Origin of the sequence: Streptomyces sp. SCSIO 75703, from assembly GCF_036607905.1 — a bacterium.
In the GTDB taxonomy this organism is placed as follows: Bacteria; Actinomycetota; Actinomycetes; order Streptomycetales; family Streptomycetaceae; genus Streptomyces.
The window spans coordinates 6,203,027-6,218,913 of the sequence record NZ_CP144555.1 but is presented as its reverse complement, the minus strand read 5'-3'; the positions used below and the strand labels follow the sequence as shown (position 1 = coordinate 6,218,913).

Here is a 15,887-nt window from a genome sequence, read left to right as displayed (position 1 = left end):
GGACGGCCGGGAATCCCCCGCACCGCCCCTCTTCCCCCCACAGTCCACACGTCCTCCCGCACACATCCACCGGACCGACGTGACCATGCCGGTCCGCGGCGGGCTCACGCCGTTCCACCCGCCGCGGAACCGGAGGCACGTGATGACACGCCGCCCTTCCCTCGCCGGCCCCGCGCGCCCGGCCGGGGCGCTCCTCGCCGGGGGCCCGGTCGCCTCAGACGCCCGCGGCGGTCACACCCGCCGTTCTGCTGAGCGCGGCCGAGGCGGCGCCGACCAGCCCGGCGTCGGTGCCCATGCGGGCGGGCACGACGGCCAGGCGCTGCACGAAGGACAGGGTGGCGTACCGGGTCAGCGCCTCGCGCAGCGGCGCGAACAGCACCTCGCCGGCCCGGCTCACACCCCCGCCGACCACGGCGATGTCGACCTCGACCAGGGTCGCGGTGGCGGCGATGCCGGCGGCCAGCGCCTGGGCGGCCCGCGCGAAGGAGGCGAGGGCGGCGGGATCGCCCCGGCGGGCGGCGTCGGCCACCGCGGCGGCCGAGACGTCCCCGTCGGGCCCCGGGAGCCAGCCGCCGTCGAGGGCCCGCCGGGCGATGTTGGGCCCGGACGCCATGCGCTCCACGCACCCGCGTGCCCCGCAGGGGCAGGAGTCACCGTCCAGATCGACGCTGATGTGCCCGATGTGGCCGGCGTTGCCCGTGGGGCCGGGGTGCAGCCTGCCGTTGAGGACCAGTCCGCCGCCGACGCCGGTGGAGACCACCATGCACAGCGCGTTGTCGTGCCCCCGGGCGGCGCCCTGCCAGTGCTCGGCGGCCGTGATGGCCACCCCGTCGCCGATCAGTTCCACGGGCAGCCCCCCGGTGGCGGCGCGGACCCGACGGACCAGGGGGTAGTCGCGCCAGCCGGGCACGTTGACCGGGCTGACCGTGCCGGCGGAGGCGTCCACCGGGCCCGCGCTGCCGATGCCCACGGCCGAGGCGGCGTCCCACAGCGGGGACGCGCTCAGTTCCGCGAGCACCGACTCGACCGCCCGCATCACGGTCTCGCCGTCCTCCCGGGCGGGCGTCGCGCGCTGGGCCCGCGTCCGTATCCGGCCGTGGCCGTCCACCAGCGCCCCGGCGATCTTGGTCCCGCCGATGTCCAGCGCTGCCACGAGATCGGTGTGCATCAGAGTCGGATCTCCCCGTCGACCGAATGAGAATGTGCGGAACACGAGCGCGAACAGCGACCGGTCCGGTGGTGGGGGACGGACCGAAGGGTGCGAGGGACAGTGTCCCCCGCTCTGACAACGTTGTCCAGGCTCTATGCTCGACGCCACATCCTCATACAAACGCATGACCGCCGCATCCTGGTGGCCGACAGGAGCCGATGCAGACCCGTGGACGACAGGACAGCACACCGCACCCCACCCGCCACGCACCGTGGCGCGGACCGCCTTCCCGGCACCCGATACGGCAGCCGCCCGACCATGAAGGACGTCGCCGCCCGCGCCGGGGTGGGCCTCAAGACCGTCTCCCGGGTGGTCAACGGGGAGCCCGGCGTCACCCCCGAGACCGAACGACGCGTCCAGGAGGCCATCGACGCGCTCGGCTTCCGCCGCAACGACAGCGCCCGCGTCCTGCGCAAGGGCCGCACCGCCAGCATCGGCCTGGTCCTGGAGGACCTGGCGGATCCCTTCTACGGGCCGCTCAGCCGCGCCGTGGAGGAGGTGGCCCGCGCCCACGGCGCCCTGCTGATCAACGGGTCCAGCGCGGAGGACCCCGAGCGGGAACAGGAGTTGGTGCTCGCGCTGTGCGCGCGCCGGGTGGACGGGCTGGTGGTGATCCCGGCCGGGGACGACCACCGGTACCTGGAGCCGGAGGTGAAGGCCGGGGTGGCCACGGTGTTCGTGGACCGCCCGGCCGGACACATCGACGCGGACGTGGTGGTGTCCGACAACTTCGGCGGCGCCCGCGACGGCGTGGCCCACCTCATCGCGCACGGGCACCGCAGGATCGGCTTCATCGGCGACATGCCGCGCATCCACACGGCCGCCGAGCGGCTGCGCGGCTACCGGGCAGCGATGGAGGACGCGGGGATAACCGTCGAGGACTCCTGGATGTCGCTGGGCGTCACCGACCCCGAGCGGGTGCGCCGGGCCGCCGAGGAGATGCTCGCCGGTCCGGAGCCCGTGACGGCGGTCTTCACGGGCAACAACCGGGTGACGGTCACCGTGATCCGGGTCCTGGCCGGGCACGACCGCCCGGTCGCCCTGGTGGGCTTCGACGACCTCGAACTGGCCGACCTGCTCCAGCCCGGCGTCACCGTGGTCGCGCAGGACGCGGCGGCCCTCGGCCGCACCGCCGCCGAACGGCTCTTCCGCCAGCTCGACGGCACGCTGCTCACGCCCGAGCGGATCGAACTGCCGACCCGGCTGATCACCCGCGGCTCGGGCGAACTCCCGCCGGCCGGCTGACCGGGGCCCGTGGGGGGCCGAGGCCCCCCCACGGGTGCCGGCCGACCGGCCGCGCCCAGGGTCTTTCGTCTGGATCAGGCCGGACCCCGCGAGCCCGGCGTGATCCACACGGGAGACCCTAGCGCGCGGACGCCGTCAGGTCGCCGCGCCGGGGCGCGGAGAACCCCTCCAGGTCGGCCCGGGTCAGACCGGTGAGCCGGGCGACCTCGGCGGTGTCCAGGGCGCCGCAGTCCAGTCCGCGCAGCAGGTAGCCGCTGAGCGCCTTGGCGGTGGCGGGCTCGTCCATCACGTCGCCGCCGGACCGGCCGACGTAGCGGGCGAGCCGGCCGGCGGCCTGTTCGAAACCCTCCCGGTAGAAGGCGAAGACCGCGGCGTACCGGGTGGGGATGTGGCCCGGGTGCATGTCCCAGCCCTGGTAGTAGGCGCGGGCCAGGGCGCGACGGGTGAGCCCGTAGTGCAGGCGCCAGGCGTCGTGGACCTGCGCGGTGGGCCCGACCGGCAGCACGTTGGTCGAACCGTCCGAGACGCGGACGCCGGTGCCGGCGGCGGCGACCTGCATGACGTCCTTGGCGTGGTCGGCCGCCGGGTGGTCGCTCGACTGGTGGGCGGCGGAGACGCCGAGGCAGGCGCTGTAGTCGAAGGTCCCGTAGTGCAGGCCGGTGGCGCGGCCCTCGGCGGCGTGGATCATGCGGGCCACGCCGGCGGTGCCGTCGGCGCCCAGGATGGACTGGCTGGTCTCGATCTGGATCTCGAAGCCGATCCGGCCCGGCTCCAGCCCGCGCGCCGCCTCGAAGGCGTCCAGGAGCCGCGCCATGGCGGCGACCTGCTCGGGGTAGGTGACCTTCGGCAGGGTGAGCACGAGGCCGTCGGGCAGTCCACCGGCTTCCATCAGGCCGCTGAGGAAGACGTCGAGCGTACGGATGCCCCGCGCCCGCACACCGGCTTCCAGGCACTTCATGCGGATGCCCATGTACGGGGCGGCCGTGCCCCGCGCGTACGCCTCGGCGACCAGCCGGGCGGCTCGGGCGGCGGCCTCGTCCTCCTCGGCGTCGCCGCGGTTGCCGTAGCCGTCCTCGAAGTCGATGCGCAGGTCCTCGACCGGTTCGCGCTCCAGCTTGGCGCGCACCCGGGAGTGGACCGGTTCGGCGAGGTCGTCGTCGAGGCCCAGGACGGCGGCGAACGAGGCGGCGTCCGGGGCGTGTTCGTCGAGAGCCGCGAGAGCGCGGTCGCCCCAGGAGCGGACCGTGTCGGCGGCGAACGCGTCGGCGGGGACGTAGACGGTGTGGACGGGCTGACGGGTGCCCGGGTCGCCGGGGTAGCGGCGCTCGAGTTCCGCGTCGACCGGCGCGAGGAAGGCGCCGATCTCCTCGCCGACCGCGTCCGCGAGGCTCGTCGCCACCTTCTCCTGCTGACCCATCCGAAACCCTCCTCTTTTCCGCAACGCGGAATCAACAATCCGTTGAACGAAGTTATCCGGGTGGTTCCGTCCGGGTCAACACCCCTTCCACGGCGACGCCGAGGCCCCCGCGACCAGGACTGCGGTCGCGGGGGCCTCGGACAGGAGCCGGAGAGGCGCTCAGCCCTTGCGGGTCTTGATCTCCTCGGTGAGCTGGGGGAGGACGTCGAAGAGGTCTCCGACGATGCCGTAGTCGACGAGCTCGAAGATGGGCGCTTCGGCGTCCTTGTTGACGGCGACGATGGTCTTGGAGGTCTGCATGCCGGCACGGTGCTGGATGGCGCCGGAGATACCGGCGGCGATGTAGAGCTGGGGCGAGACGGACTTGCCGGTCTGGCCGACCTGCTGGGTGTGCGGGTACCAGCCCGCGTCCACCGCCGCCCGCGAGGCACCCACCGCGGCACCGAGCGAGTCGGCCAGCGCCTCGATCACCGCGAAGTTCTCCGCGCCGTTGACGCCCCGGCCGCCGGAGACCACGATCGCGGCCTCGGTCAGCTCCGGCCGCCCGGTCGACTCACGCGGCGTCCGCGACGTCACCCTCGTCCCCGACGCCTGCGCGGAGAAGACGACCTCCAGCGCCTCCACACCACCCGCGGCGGGAGCCGCCTCGACCGAGGCGCTGTTGGGCTTGACCGTGATCACCGGCGTGCCCCGCGACACACGGGACGTCGTGGTGAACGCGGCGGCGAACACCGACTGCGTCGCCACCGGGCCCTTCTCACCCGCCTCCAGATCGATCGCGTCGGTGATGACACCCGAACCGATCCGCAGCGCGAGCCGGGCGGCGATCTCCTTGCCGTCCGCGGAGGACGACACCAGCACCGCCGCCGGCGACACCCGCTCATACGCGGCCTGCAACGCGTCGACCTGCGGAACCACCAGGTAGTCGGCGTACTCGGGGGCCTCATGGGTCAGGACCCTGACCGCGCCGTGCTCGGCCAGGGTGGCGGCGGTGTCGGCGGCGCCGGCACCCAGCGCGACGGCGACCGGGTCACCGAGACGGCGGGCCAGCGTCAGCAGCTCCAGCGTGGGCTTGCGGACCGCACCGTCCACGTGATCGACATAGACGAGGACTTCAGCCATGGGACTTCTTCTCTCCTGCTAGCGGTACTTGAAGGACTGTCGGCGGCGGGGCGGTGCTCAGACGAACTTCTGGCCCGCGAGGAACTCGGCGAGCTGCCGGCCGCCCTCGCCCTCGTCCTTGACGACCGTGCCCGCCGTCCGCGCCGGACGCTCCAGGGCCGAGTCGACCACCGTCCAGGCGCCCGCCAGACCGACCTCGTCCGCGTCCAGGTCCAGGTCGGACAGGTCCCAGGACACGACCGGCTTCTTCTTGGCCGCCATGATTCCCTTGAACGACGGGTACCGCGCCTCACCCGACTGGTCCGTCACCGACACCACCGCCGGCAACGACGCCTCCAGCCGCTCCGAAGCCGCGTCCCCGTCACGACGGCCCCGGACCGTGCCGTCCTCGACCGACACCTCCGACAGCAGCGTCACCTGCGGCACGCCCAGACGCTCGGCCACCAGCGCCGGCACCACGCCCATCACACCGTCGGTGGACGCCATACCGGAGATCACCAGGTCGTAACCGGCCTTCTCCACCGCCTTCGCCAGCACCAGCGACGTCCCCATCGCGTCCGTACCGTGCAGGTCGTCGTCCTCGACGTGAACCGCCTTGTCCGCACCCATCGACAGCGCCTTGCGCAGCGCGTCCTTCGCGTCCTCCGGACCCACCGTCAAGACCGTGACCTCGACGTCGTCGTCGGAGTTCTCCGAGATCTGGAGAGCCTGCTCGACCGCGTACTCGTCCAGCTCCGACAGCAGACCGTCCACGTCCTCACGGTCCACGGTCAGGTCGTCGGAGAAGCTCCGGTCGCCCGTGGCGTCGGGCACGTACTTCACGGTGACAACGATCCTCAAGCTCACGCCGGCTCTCCTACTGCATCGTCATTTCAGTGCTGCCTGCTTGCAGGCAGCATAGGCGCCCCAAGCGGCCGTTCCCGGTCGGGGCGACCCGCGCCCCCACCGCGATATTACTCGTCAGTACACCCAGTTCGTTCCCGCTGAGCAAGCGCTTTGAACTGTGACCTTCGCAACGCAGCGTAACCGGAACTCGACGGCTCCGCAGAAGGGGGAGCCGGCGTCCCGGGGCGCGGCCGACCGGGCGTTACCCGCCACGCGCGGTGATCAGAGGGCGTCGCCCAGGGCGGCGATGACGTCCGCCTTCCGGGGCAGCCCGGCCGCGCGCCGGACGACCCGGCCGTCGGCGTCCAGGACCAGCACGGTCGGCGTCCGCTCCACGCCCCAGGCGCGGACCAGCTCCAGGCGGGATTCCGCGTCGATCTCGACGTGGCCGACACCAGGGACCATGGCGGCCACGTCCGCGAGGACGCGCCGGGTGGCCCGGCACGGTGCGCAGAAGGCGCTGGAGAACTGCACGAGGGTGGCGCGGGCGCCGAGTCCGGTGCCGAGCTCCGCCGCACCGAGCCGCCTGCCGTCGTCCCGTCCGGACACCCCGCACCCCACTTCGCCGCCACGGCGGCCCCACAGGAGGGCCGTGCCGCGTTTCCTCTCGTCTCCCGGGTGCAGCGCGCGGGCGCCGCGGAAGATTCCCGGCTGACCGCCGACTTCCGGCCACCCGGGGCGCGGTGGACGTGATGAGGATCTCGCCGTGAGGGGGCACCGGGGCTGGTTCCGCGGCCGTTCTTGGGGCACGATCGGCGACAAGCCGTAAACCTACGGCTGCGTAACTTTCGGCTGGGAGACCCCTTCCCAGGCTGACACGGAAGGGTCCGACCCGCCCATGGCAGAACTCGTCTACCGCCCGGTCATCGGTCTCGCCCGCACCATGTTCAAGGTGTGGGACCTCAAGATCGACTGCCGGGGGTCGGAGAACATCCCGCGCTCGGGCGGCGCCGTACTGGTGAGCAACCACATCAGCTACCTGGACTTCATCTTCAACGGCCTGGCGGCGCTGCCGCAGAAGCGGCTGGTCCGCTTCATGGCGAAGGACTCGGTCTTCCGGCACCGGGTCTCCGGCCCGCTGATGCGCGGGATGAAGCACATCCCGGTCGACCGCAAGAACGGCGAGGCGGCGTACGCCCACGCGCTGGACTCGCTGCGCTCCGGCGAGATCATCGGTGTCTTCCCGGAGGCGACGATCTCCGAGTCGTTCACGCTGAAGAGCTTCAAGTCGGGCGCGGCGCGCCTGGCGCAGGAGGCGGGCGTACCGCTGGTGCCGATGGCGGTGTGGGGCACGCAGCGGCTGTGGACCAAGGGACACCCCCGCAACTTCAAGCGCAGCCACATCCCCGTCACCATCCGCGTGGGCGAGGCGCTGGAGGCTTCCCGCGAGCAGTACGCGGGCGCCCTGACCCGGCGGCTGCGCGAGCGGGTGCAGGAGCTGCTGGAGGCCGCCCAGCGCGCCTACCCGGTGCGCCCGAGGAACGCGGACGACACCTGGTGGATGCCGGCCCACCTCGGCGGCACCGCGCCGACCCCCGAGCAACTGCGCCTGGCGTAGGGCCCTTCCCCTGCGACGCACCGGCCCCGGCGGCGGTCGCACCGGGGCCCGCCTCGACGTGTCACAGGGCGGTCGGCAGGGTCGCCCACAACCGCGTGCGGTCGCCGGCCGCCTTCAGCGCGGCCAGGACCGCCGGGTGCGGGGCGGGGTACAGCTCGGGGCAGTCGGCCTCGCCGGCCTCCCGGTCGGGGGTGAAGGCCAGGCGCTCGCTCCCGAGGGAGAAGCGGGCGTCCACGCCCGGTTTGTTGCCGCGGGGGTCCTGCCGGTGCCAGGCCCCGTCGAACCGTACGGCGACCAGCCCGTGCACCACGCCGAGCCGCTGGTAGCACAGGGCCGTGGGGATGTCCTCGGCGCGCAGCAGGGCGGCCAGGGCGTGGGCCTTGGCGTAGCAGATCCCGGTGCGCCGCTCCAGCACGTCGGAGGCCCGCCAGGTGACGCGCGGGTCGCCCGAGTCCTGGGAGTGGGGGATGGTGTCGCGGACGAACTCGAAGGCCCGCCGCGCATAGTCATACGAGTCCTCCGCCCCCTCGGCGAGGCGTTCCGCCGCTTCCCGCACCCGGGGGTGGTCGTGGTCGATCGCCTCGTCGGCGGCGAGGTAGGCGGACAGGTCGGGGTCTTTCTGGATCAGCTCCATGCCCGCGGAGCATAGGTACGCGACCACCTAACGGTCAATGACTTTTCAGGTGGCCGCATACTTATGCATCCTCTAGTGGCGGGCCATCTCCTCCTTGAGGGCCGCGACGAAGGCGTCGACGTCGTCCTCGGTGGTGTCGAAGGCGCACATCCAGCGCACGTCGCCGGCGGTCTCGTCCCAGAAGTAGAAGCGGAACCGCTCCTGGAGGCGCCGGCTCACCTCGTGCGGGAGCCGGGCGAAGACCGCGTTGGCCTGCACCGGGTGGAGGATCTCCACGCCGTGCACGGCACGCACGCCCTCCGCGAGGCGCTGCGCCATCTCGTTGGCGTGCCGGGCGTTGCGCAGCCAGAGGTCCTTGGCGAGCAGGGCCTCCAGTTGCACGGAGACGAAGCGCATCTTGGACGCGAGCTGCATGGAGAGCTTGCGCAGGTGCCGCATGTGGCGCACCGCGTCCGGGTCGAGCACGACGACCGCCTCACCGAACAGCGCGCCGTTCTTGGTGCCGCCCAGGGACAGCAGGTCGACGCCGACCGCGTTGGTGAAGGTCCGCATGGGAACGTCCAGCGCGGCGGCGGCGTTGGCGATCCGCGAGCCGTCCAGGTGGACGCGCATGCCGCGGGCGTGGGCGTGCTCGCAGATCGCGCGGATCTCGCCGGGCGTGTAGAGGGTGCCCAGCTCGGTGCTCTGGGTGATCGAGACGACCTGCGGCATGGCGCGGTGCTCGTCGTCCCAGCCGTACGCCTGCCGGTCGATCAGCTCGGGGGTGAGCTTGCCGTCGGGGGTGGGCACGGTGAGCAGCTTGAGGCCGCCCATGCGCTCGGGGGCGCCGCCCTCGTCGACGTGGATGTGCGCGCTCTCGGCGCAGATCACCGCGCCCCAGCGGTCGGTGACCGCCTGCAGCGCGACGACGTTGGCGCCGGTGCCGTTGAAGACCGGGTACGCCTCCGCGCCCGCCCCGAAGTGGCTGCGGATGACGCGCTGGAGGTTCTCGGTGTACGCGTCCTCGCCGTAGGCGACCTGGTGCCCGCCGTTGGCCAGGGCCAGGGCGGCGAGCACCTCCGGGTGGGCGCCGGCGTAGTTGTCGCTGGCGAAACCGCGGACCTCGGGGTCGTGGTGCCGTCGCGCGTCGGTCTTCGGGGGGTTCACGGCTCCTCGGTCAGCCACAGACGCCTTCCGTTCACTTCGGCGGCGGGCTTCTCCCAGACCCCGGCGACGGCCTCGGCCAGGTCCCGGACGTCCGTGAAGCCCGCGAACTTCGCGTTGGGGCGCTCGGCGCGCATCGCGTCGTGCACCAACGCCTTCACCACCAGGATCGCAGCCGCCGACGTCGGCCCCTGGTCGCCCCCCGCCTTGCGGAAGTAGTCGCCCATGGCCAGGGTCCACGCCTCGGCGGCCGCCTTGGCGGCGGAGTAGGCGGCGTTCCCGGCGGTGGGCTTGCTGGCGCCGGCGGCGCTGATCAGCACGTAGCGGCCGCGGTCGCTGCGCTGGAGGGCCTCGTGGAAGGCGAGGGAGGTGTGCTGCACGGTGCGGATGAGCAGCAGTTCCAGCAGGTCCCAGTCGTCCAGGTTGGTCTTGGTGAAGGTCTGGCTGCCGCGCCAGCCGCCGACGAGGTGGACCAGGCCGTCCACCCGGCCGAACTCCTCTTCGATGCGGCCGGCCCAGGCGCGGCTGGAGTCGAGGTCGAGCAGGTCGACGGTCTCGCCGACGACCGTCGCCCCGCCGTGCGCGTAGCGGGCGGCGTCCACGGCCTCCGCCAGCCGTTCCGGGTCGTTGTCGGCGCCGACCACGACCGCCCCTGCCTCGGCGAGGCGCAGCAGCGCGGCCCGCCCGGCGGGTCCCCCCGCTCCGGCCACCGCGATCACCGCGCCGTCGAGCGCCCCGTTACCCATGGTCCTCGCCTCCCGTGCCTGTTCCCGTACGCCGGTGCCGCCGCTCACGCGGCGGTCCGCTCGGCGCCGTCCGTCGCGGTGATGCCCCGGGTGGAGGCGATCACACGCTTGAGCTTCTTCGACAGTGCCTCGTAGAACATGCTGAGCGGAAACTCGTCCGGAAGCACGTCGTCGACGAGTTTGCGCGGGGGCAGCGTCAGGTCCAGGGCCTCGGGGCCCTTGGCCCACTTGGAGCCGGGGTGCGGGGCGAGGTAGGTGGAGACGAGGTCGTACCCGGCGAACCAGTGGACCAGCTTGGGGCGGTCGATGCCGTCGCGGTAGAGCGTCTCGATCTCGGCGCAGAGCCGGTTGGTGACCTGCGGGGCGCGCTCCCAGTCGAGGGAGAGCTTGTTGTCGGTCCAGCGGACGACGTCGTGGCGGTGCAGGTAGGCGAAGAGGAGCTGGCCGCCGAGGCCGTCGTAGTTGCGGACCCGCTCGCCGGTGACCGGGAAGCGGAACATCCGGTCGAACAGGACCGCGTACTGCACGTCACGGGCCTGGGGGACGCCCTCCTCGGCGAGCCGCACGGCCTCCTTGAAAGCGGTGAGGTCGCAGCGCAGCTCCTCCAGGCCGTACATCCAGAACGGCTGCCGCTGTTTGATCATGAAGGGGTCGAAGGGCAGGTCGCCGTGGCTGTGGGTGCGGTCGTGGATCATGTCCCAGAGGACGAACGCCTCCTCGCAGCGCTTCTGGTCGTGGACCATGGCGGCGACGTCCTCGGGCAGGTCGAGGCCGAGCAGGCCGACGGCGGCCCCGGTGACGCGGCGGAAGCGGGCGGCCTCGCGGTCGCAGAAGATGCCGCCCCAGGAGAAGCGCTCGGGCGCCTCGCGTACGGCGATGGTCTCCGGGAAGAGGACGGCGGAGTTGGTGTCGTAGCCCGAGGTGAAGTCCTCGAAGGTGATGCCGCAGAAGAGCGGGTTGTCGTAGCGGGTGCGCTCCAGTTCGGCCAGCCAGTCGGGCCAGACCATGCGCAGCACGACCGCCTCCAGATTGCGGTCCGGGTTGCCGTTCTGCGTGTACATCGGGAAGACGACGAGGTGCTGGAGGCCGTCCTCGCGGCGCGCCGCGGGCTGGAAGGCGAGCAGCGAGTCGAGGAAGTCGGGCACCTGGAAGCCGCCGTCGGCCCAGCGGCCCAGGTCGGCGACGAGCGCCTCGTGGTAGGCACCGTCGTGCGGGAGGAGCGGGGAGAGGGCGCGCACGGAGTCGGCGACGCGGCGCACGGCCGCCTCCGCCACGGCGCGCTCGGGGGCGTTCTCGGCCTCGAAGTCGATCGACCCGTCCGGGGACTGCCAGGGGCGGATCTGCTCGACGGCGTCCTTGAGCACGGGCCACGCGGGGTGCTCCACCACCCGAGCCGCGGGAGGAATTTCCTCCTCCGCACCCACCTGCACAAGAATTTCCGTCATGTCCCACCCTCCACAGGAGAAGCTAGCGTCAGGACACCGTAGGCATACGACCTTTCCCTCATCAAGGGCACCCTCCGGAAATTATCCTGCCGCACCCCGGCCATGACCGCATTTTTTCCCGTTTCTTCGCGAGTATGCGGCGGTTCCGGTGGGGAGTCCGTACCGTTCGGCGAACGATCCGGCCGTCTCCGTATACCCCGTACGGCCGGGGGGAACGGGTTGGGCGGGGCCGTTGGTCCGCGGTCCCGTCTTCGCCGCCGTCGACGGAAGCGAGTCGAGCCTTGAACTTCCTCACCATCGGTCACCGCGGGGTGATGGGCGTCGAGCCCGAGAACACCCTGCGTTCCTTCGTCGCCGCCGAACGCGCCGGCCTGGACGTCATCGAACTCGACCTGCACCTGAGCAAGGACGGGGCGCTCGTCGTGATGCACGACGCCCACGTCGACCGGACGACCGACGGCACCGGCGCGATCGCCGCCAAGACCCTCGCGGAACTGCGCGCGCTGGACGCGGGGCGCGGGGAGCGGGTCCCGGTCTTCGAGGAGGTACTGGACGCCGTGTCGGCGCCGCTCCAGGCCGAGATCAAGGACGTGGCGGCGGCGCGCACGCTGGCCGAGGTGATGCTCCGCCGCGATCTGGCCGACCGGGTCGAGGTGATCTCCTTCCACGACGACGCGCTGGTCGAGATCTCCCGGCTGGTGCCGGGGGTGCGCACGGCCCTGGTCGCCCAGTACTACGGGACCGAGGTCGTGGACCGGGCCGTCGGGGCGGGCGCCGGGTCGCTCTGCCTGGACATCAACCGGATCACCCTGGAGATCGTGGAGCTGGCCCGCAAGGCCGGGCTGCGGGTGTGCGGCTGGGTGGTGAACACCCAGGACCACCTGCGGCTGGTGCGCGCCCTCGGCCTGGACGGCGCGACGACCGACTACCCGGAGATCAAGCGCACCGGCCGCTTCACCGCCTGACGCCGCACCGCCCGGCGCTCACCCGAGCGGCTTGACCAGCAGCTCGAAGCGCAGGTCGTCGCGTTGCGGGATGCCGAAGCGCTCGTCGCCGTACGGGAACGGGGTCATCCGTCCCGTACGGCGGTAGCCGCGGCGTTCGTACCAGGCGATCAGGTCCTCGCGGACGGAGATCACCGTCATGTGCATCTCCGTCGCGCCCCATTCGGCGCGGGCCAGCCGCTCGGCCTCGGCGAGCAGCGTCTTGCCCAGTCCCTCGCCCTGGAGCCGCGGGCTGACCGCGAACATCCCGAAGTAGGCGTGGCCGCCCCGGTGTTCCACCTGGCAGCAGGCGACCACCCGGCCGTCCCGCTCGACCGTCAGCAGCCGGCTTCCGGCCGAGGTGATGACCTCCCGCACGCCCTCGGGGTCGGTCCGGCGGCCTTCGAGGAGGTCCGCCTCGGTGGTCCACCCGGCCCGGCTCGGCTCGCCCCGGTACGCGGACTGTATGAGGGCGACCAGATCGTCCACGTCGGCGTCGGTGGCGTCGCGGAAGATCGGTCGGGAGGGGGCGGTGTCCATGGGCGCCTCTTCGCTGGCGGTACGGGCCTGGGTCACCGACGAGAGTAACGCCGCCGGACCCCGCGCTCTGCCGCCGGTCCCCGCGGAAAGGCCCTACGCTCGGGCCGCATGGTGCACGTACTCGGCAGCAGGATGCTGCTCCGCCCCACCGACCCCGACCGCACCCGCGCCTTCTACGGGGACCGGCTCGGCCTCGCCGTCCACCGCGAGTTCGGCACGGGCCCGGAACGCGGCACGGTCTACTTCCTCGGCGGCGGTTTCCTGGAGGTCTCCGGCCGCGCGGAGCCCGCCTCCCCCTCCCCCGCCTCCCCCGCGCTGCGGCTCTGGCTCCAGGTCGAGGACGCCGAGGCCGCCCACCGGGAGCTGCTCGGCAAGGGCGTGGAGATCGTCCGGCCGCCCGTCAGGGAGCCGTGGGGGCTGGTGGAGATGTGGATCGCCGACCCGGACGGCACGCCGATCGTCCTGGTGGAGGTCCCTGCGGACCACCCGCTGCGCTACCGGCCCGGTATCTGAGCCCGCACCACCCGCGTCCGCGCCCGCCCGTGCCCGGATGCCGCGGGCGAAGACGCGCGGGCCGGCCCGGGGCCCGCGGGCGCCGGATGGCCGGGGGCCCCGGCCCGCCTTAGCGTGCAGGGGAGGCACGCGCTGCGGAAGGGGACGCCCACGCCATGAAGCTCCACCCACCGGTGCCCGGCGGGCCCTGCTGGGCCGAGCTGGGGACCAGCGACCCGGCGGCGGCCAGGCGGTTCTACGCGCGGGTGTTCGGCTGGCGCCACGTACCCGACCCGCACCGTCAGACGGGCGGCTACTCCGTCGCCCGTCTCGGTGACACGGCGGTCGCCGGGCTGACGCCCCGGTACCGGCCGGGACAGCCGGTGGCGTGGGAGGTGGCGTTCACGGTGCGTGACGCGGAGTCCGCCGCACGCCAGGTGACGGCGGCCGGCGGGCGGGTGGAGATGGGACCGGTGGGCGTCTTCGGCGCGGGCCGGTTCACGGTGGCCGAGGACCCCTCCGGCGCCGTCTTCCAGCTCTGGCAGCCGGGCACCTTCCCGGGCGCCGGGGACTTCGACGTGCCCGGGGCGCTGGGCTGGGTGGAGCTCCTGACCCGGGAGCCGGAGCGTGCCGCGGACTTCTACGCCACCGTCTTCGGCTGGAGCGTCGACCTCGCCCGGCGCTCTCCGCGCTGGTCGATCGGCGGCGCGGACTTCGGCGGCGTGGTGGCGATGGACGAGAAGTTCCCGCACGAGGTGCCCGCGCACTGGCTGCCCTACTTCGCGGTGGCCGACGTGGACCTGGCCGCGGCCGGCACGGTCGCCGGGGGCGGCACGGTGCTCATGGACCCGGCCTCGCCGCCCGGCGGCCCGCGCATCGCCGTGCTGCGGGACGCGCAGGGGGCGGTGTTCGGCGTGCACCGGGCGGGCGGGCAGTGGTGAGGCGGCGCCGCCCGTCCGGTGCACGGTGCCGGGCCGGTCAGGCGCGCAGTGCCTCGATGCGGCCTTCGAGCCGGCCCAGGAGTTCGCCGAGGAGAGCGGCGAGTTCGTCCAGGTCCGGCCCCTGGACGCCGGAGAGCACGGCGGACTCGTAGGCCAGCTGGTCGGGGAGGATGCCGTCGACGAGGTCGCGTCCGGCGTCGGTGAGGCGGACGTGGGCCACCCGGCGGTCGCGGGTGTCGCCCCGGCGTTCCACGAGTCCGCGCTCGGTGAGCTGCTTGAGCCGCTTGGTCACGGCCGCGCCCGAGGAGAAGGTCTCGCGGGCCAGTTCGCCCGGGGTCAGCTCGTGCCCGGTGCGCCGCAACGCCCCGAGCAGGTCGAACTCGGCGCGGCTGAGGCCCGCCCGGCGCAACGGGGCGTCCTCCGCCTGCTGGAGCAGGGCGGCGCAGCGGTTGATCCGGCCGATGATCTCCATGGGTCCGGTGTCGAGGTGGGGGTGGACGGCCCGCCACTGCCGGACCACGGCGGCGACGGTGTCGTCGCCCGGCCCGCTCCTCGCCCTGCTCCCGGTCGCCGAGCCCCCGTCCGTTGCGGTCATGGCCGTTCGTCCTCCGTTCTCGTGCCGGTCTGGCGGTGCGCGCGCCCCTCGGGCCTCGCGCCGTTGCGGCGAGCGTACGGCGTCCCGGCCCGTGCGGCGGACACGGGCCCGGCGCCGGGCCCGGTTTCCCTCTGGTGCGCGAGCGGACCGGCCGGGCGGCTCCCGGTACTCGGTGCGCCCTCGGATGCCCCCCGTGTACATCGTTGCGCTCGCGTGCGCGCCGTGTGCCCCGGGCAGCTCTTGACCGTCCGTCGAACGGGAACGGGGAGGTTCGGGTGCAGGGACCGGCGTCGTCCGGCTGGCTGCTGGTCGCCGTGTGCGCGGCGACCGGCGCGTACTGCCTGCTGCGCATGCGCAGCCGGGTGGAGGAGCAGCGGCGGGCCGCGGGGGGTGACGCCGTCATGGGCTTCGGCATGGCGGCCATGGCGGTTCCGCCGGCGGTGTTCACCCCGCCGGCGTGGGCGTGGACGGGGTACGCGGTGCTCTTCGGCTGCGCGGGGCTCAGTTCCCTGTGGGCGGCCCGTACCGGCGGGCACCATCTGCACCATGTGGTGGGGGCCGCCGCGATGGTGCACATGTCGGTGACGATGGCCCTCTCCCCCGGTCACGCGCACGGGCACGGGCACGGTGGCTCGGGGCCGTCCCCGCTGACCGGGCTCCTGCTGCTGTACTTCGCCGGGTACGTGCTCGTCGAGGGCGCCCGCCTCCTTCCCGTGCAGGCGCCCGCGGCGGCCGGGGGCGTGGGCGCGGCGGGCTGGGGCGACCGGCCGGAGCTGGCCAGGGTCTGCCGGCTCTCGATGGGGATCGCGATGTTCGCCATGCTGCTGTTCATGTGACGCCGGGCGCCGCGGTGCGCCGGGCGCGTCCCGCGAACGTTGCCTGCGTCACTTTGACGGGACGGGCCGTACCCGCGAAGGCGTGCCGCTCGTAG

At 73.2% G+C, this 15,887-nt stretch carries 17 protein-coding genes; 6 read left to right on the top strand and 11 right to left on the bottom strand.

Annotation, left to right across the window (positions count from 1 at the left end; translation table 11 throughout):
• Positions 1-214: 214 nt before the first annotated feature.
• Positions 215-1,168 carry an ROK family protein gene (locus VM636_RS27560; RefSeq protein ID WP_030417582.1) on the bottom strand — a complete coding sequence of 318 codons (954 nt, stop codon included), beginning with the start codon at positions 1,166-1,168 and terminating at the stop codon, positions 215-217.
• A gap of 210 nt (positions 1,169-1,378) precedes the next feature.
• On the opposite strand from VM636_RS27560, the gene VM636_RS27555 reads away from it, so the two are divergent.
• Positions 1,379-2,455, top strand: a complete 1,077-nt coding sequence (locus VM636_RS27555; protein WP_030417583.1) for a LacI family DNA-binding transcriptional regulator — start codon at positions 1,379-1,381, stop codon at positions 2,453-2,455.
• 118 nt (positions 2,456-2,573) lie between these two features.
• Here the strand turns inward: VM636_RS27555 and VM636_RS27550 are convergent, their stop codons facing one another.
• The 4 genes from VM636_RS27550 to VM636_RS27535 all read right to left on the bottom strand — a co-directional run bounded on the left by VM636_RS27550 (position 2,574) and on the right by VM636_RS27535 (position 6,428).
• On the bottom strand, positions 2,574-3,872 hold the full coding sequence (locus VM636_RS27550; protein WP_030417584.1) for an aldolase/citrate lyase family protein: 1,299 nt from the start codon (positions 3,870-3,872) through the stop codon (positions 2,574-2,576).
• A 159-nt stretch (positions 3,873-4,031) separates the two neighbouring features.
• The gene (locus tag VM636_RS27545; RefSeq protein ID WP_053913148.1) at positions 4,032-4,994 is read right to left on the bottom strand and encodes an electron transfer flavoprotein subunit alpha/FixB family protein; all 963 of its coding nucleotides are present in this window, start codon (positions 4,992-4,994) and stop codon (positions 4,032-4,034) included.
• 57 nt (positions 4,995-5,051) lie between these two features.
• On the bottom strand, positions 5,052-5,840 hold the full coding sequence (locus VM636_RS27540; RefSeq protein WP_030417586.1) for an electron transfer flavoprotein subunit beta/FixA family protein: 789 nt from the start codon (positions 5,838-5,840) through the stop codon (positions 5,052-5,054).
• 261 nt (positions 5,841-6,101) lie between these two features.
• Positions 6,102-6,428, bottom strand: coding sequence for a thioredoxin family protein (locus tag VM636_RS27535; protein WP_030417587.1), 327 nt, complete (start codon positions 6,426-6,428; stop codon positions 6,102-6,104).
• A 289-nt stretch (positions 6,429-6,717) separates the two neighbouring features.
• Here VM636_RS27535 and VM636_RS27530 point away from each other — a divergent pair, with 289 nt between their 5' ends.
• Positions 6,718-7,437 carry a lysophospholipid acyltransferase family protein gene (locus VM636_RS27530; protein ID WP_030417588.1) on the top strand — a complete coding sequence of 240 codons (720 nt, stop codon included), beginning with the start codon at positions 6,718-6,720 and terminating at the stop codon, positions 7,435-7,437.
• A 61-nt stretch (positions 7,438-7,498) separates the two neighbouring features.
• On the opposite strand, the gene VM636_RS27525 is transcribed toward VM636_RS27530, so the two are convergent.
• The 4 genes from VM636_RS27525 to VM636_RS27510 all read right to left on the bottom strand — a co-directional run bounded on the left by VM636_RS27525 (position 7,499) and on the right by VM636_RS27510 (position 11,405).
• On the bottom strand, positions 7,499-8,071 hold the full coding sequence (locus tag VM636_RS27525; protein ID WP_053913149.1) for a transglutaminase domain-containing protein: 573 nt from the start codon (positions 8,069-8,071) through the stop codon (positions 7,499-7,501).
• A 72-nt stretch (positions 8,072-8,143) separates the two neighbouring features.
• On the bottom strand, positions 8,144-9,217 hold the full coding sequence (locus VM636_RS27520) for a low specificity L-threonine aldolase (RefSeq protein WP_030417590.1): 1,074 nt from the start codon (positions 9,215-9,217) through the stop codon (positions 8,144-8,146).
• The gene (locus VM636_RS27515; RefSeq protein WP_030417591.1) at positions 9,214-9,960 is read right to left on the bottom strand and encodes an SDR family NAD(P)-dependent oxidoreductase; all 747 of its coding nucleotides are present in this window, start codon (positions 9,958-9,960) and stop codon (positions 9,214-9,216) included. Before VM636_RS27515 ends, VM636_RS27520 begins: the two co-directional genes overlap by 4 nt.
• Positions 9,961-10,004: 44 nt before the next feature.
• Positions 10,005-11,405 carry a DUF6421 family protein gene (locus VM636_RS27510; RefSeq protein WP_030417592.1) on the bottom strand — a complete coding sequence of 467 codons (1,401 nt, stop codon included), beginning with the start codon at positions 11,403-11,405 and terminating at the stop codon, positions 10,005-10,007.
• A gap of 281 nt (positions 11,406-11,686) precedes the next feature.
• Between VM636_RS27510 and VM636_RS27505 the strand changes: the two genes are divergently transcribed.
• Complete coding sequence (locus VM636_RS27505) at positions 11,687-12,370, top strand: glycerophosphodiester phosphodiesterase family protein (RefSeq protein ID WP_030417593.1); 684 nt, start codon at positions 11,687-11,689, stop codon at positions 12,368-12,370.
• An 18-nt stretch (positions 12,371-12,388) separates the two neighbouring features.
• Here VM636_RS27505 and VM636_RS27500 read toward each other — a convergent pair whose 3' ends face one another.
• A complete protein-coding gene (locus VM636_RS27500) occupies positions 12,389-12,928 on the bottom strand; it encodes a GNAT family N-acetyltransferase (protein WP_030417594.1) in 540 nt (179 codons plus the stop codon).
• 108 nt (positions 12,929-13,036) lie between these two features.
• Between VM636_RS27500 and VM636_RS27495 the strand changes: the two genes are divergently transcribed.
• Both VM636_RS27495 and VM636_RS27490 read left to right on the top strand, forming a co-directional pair.
• A complete protein-coding gene (locus VM636_RS27495) occupies positions 13,037-13,441 on the top strand; it encodes a VOC family protein (RefSeq protein ID WP_338485946.1) in 405 nt (134 codons plus the stop codon).
• 155 nt (positions 13,442-13,596) lie between these two features.
• A complete protein-coding gene (locus tag VM636_RS27490) occupies positions 13,597-14,361 on the top strand; it encodes a VOC family protein (RefSeq protein ID WP_030417596.1) in 765 nt (254 codons plus the stop codon).
• Positions 14,362-14,398: 37 nt separating this feature from the next.
• Here VM636_RS27490 and VM636_RS27485 read toward each other — a convergent pair whose 3' ends face one another.
• Entirely contained in the window at positions 14,399-14,956 is a 558-nt protein-coding gene (locus VM636_RS27485; RefSeq protein ID WP_030417597.1) for a MarR family transcriptional regulator, read from the bottom strand.
• A gap of 275 nt (positions 14,957-15,231) precedes the next feature.
• On the opposite strand from VM636_RS27485, the gene VM636_RS27480 reads away from it, so the two are divergent.
• The gene (locus tag VM636_RS27480; protein WP_030417598.1) at positions 15,232-15,792 is read left to right on the top strand and encodes a DUF5134 domain-containing protein; all 561 of its coding nucleotides are present in this window, start codon (positions 15,232-15,234) and stop codon (positions 15,790-15,792) included.
• Positions 15,793-15,887: the final 95 nt, after the last annotated feature.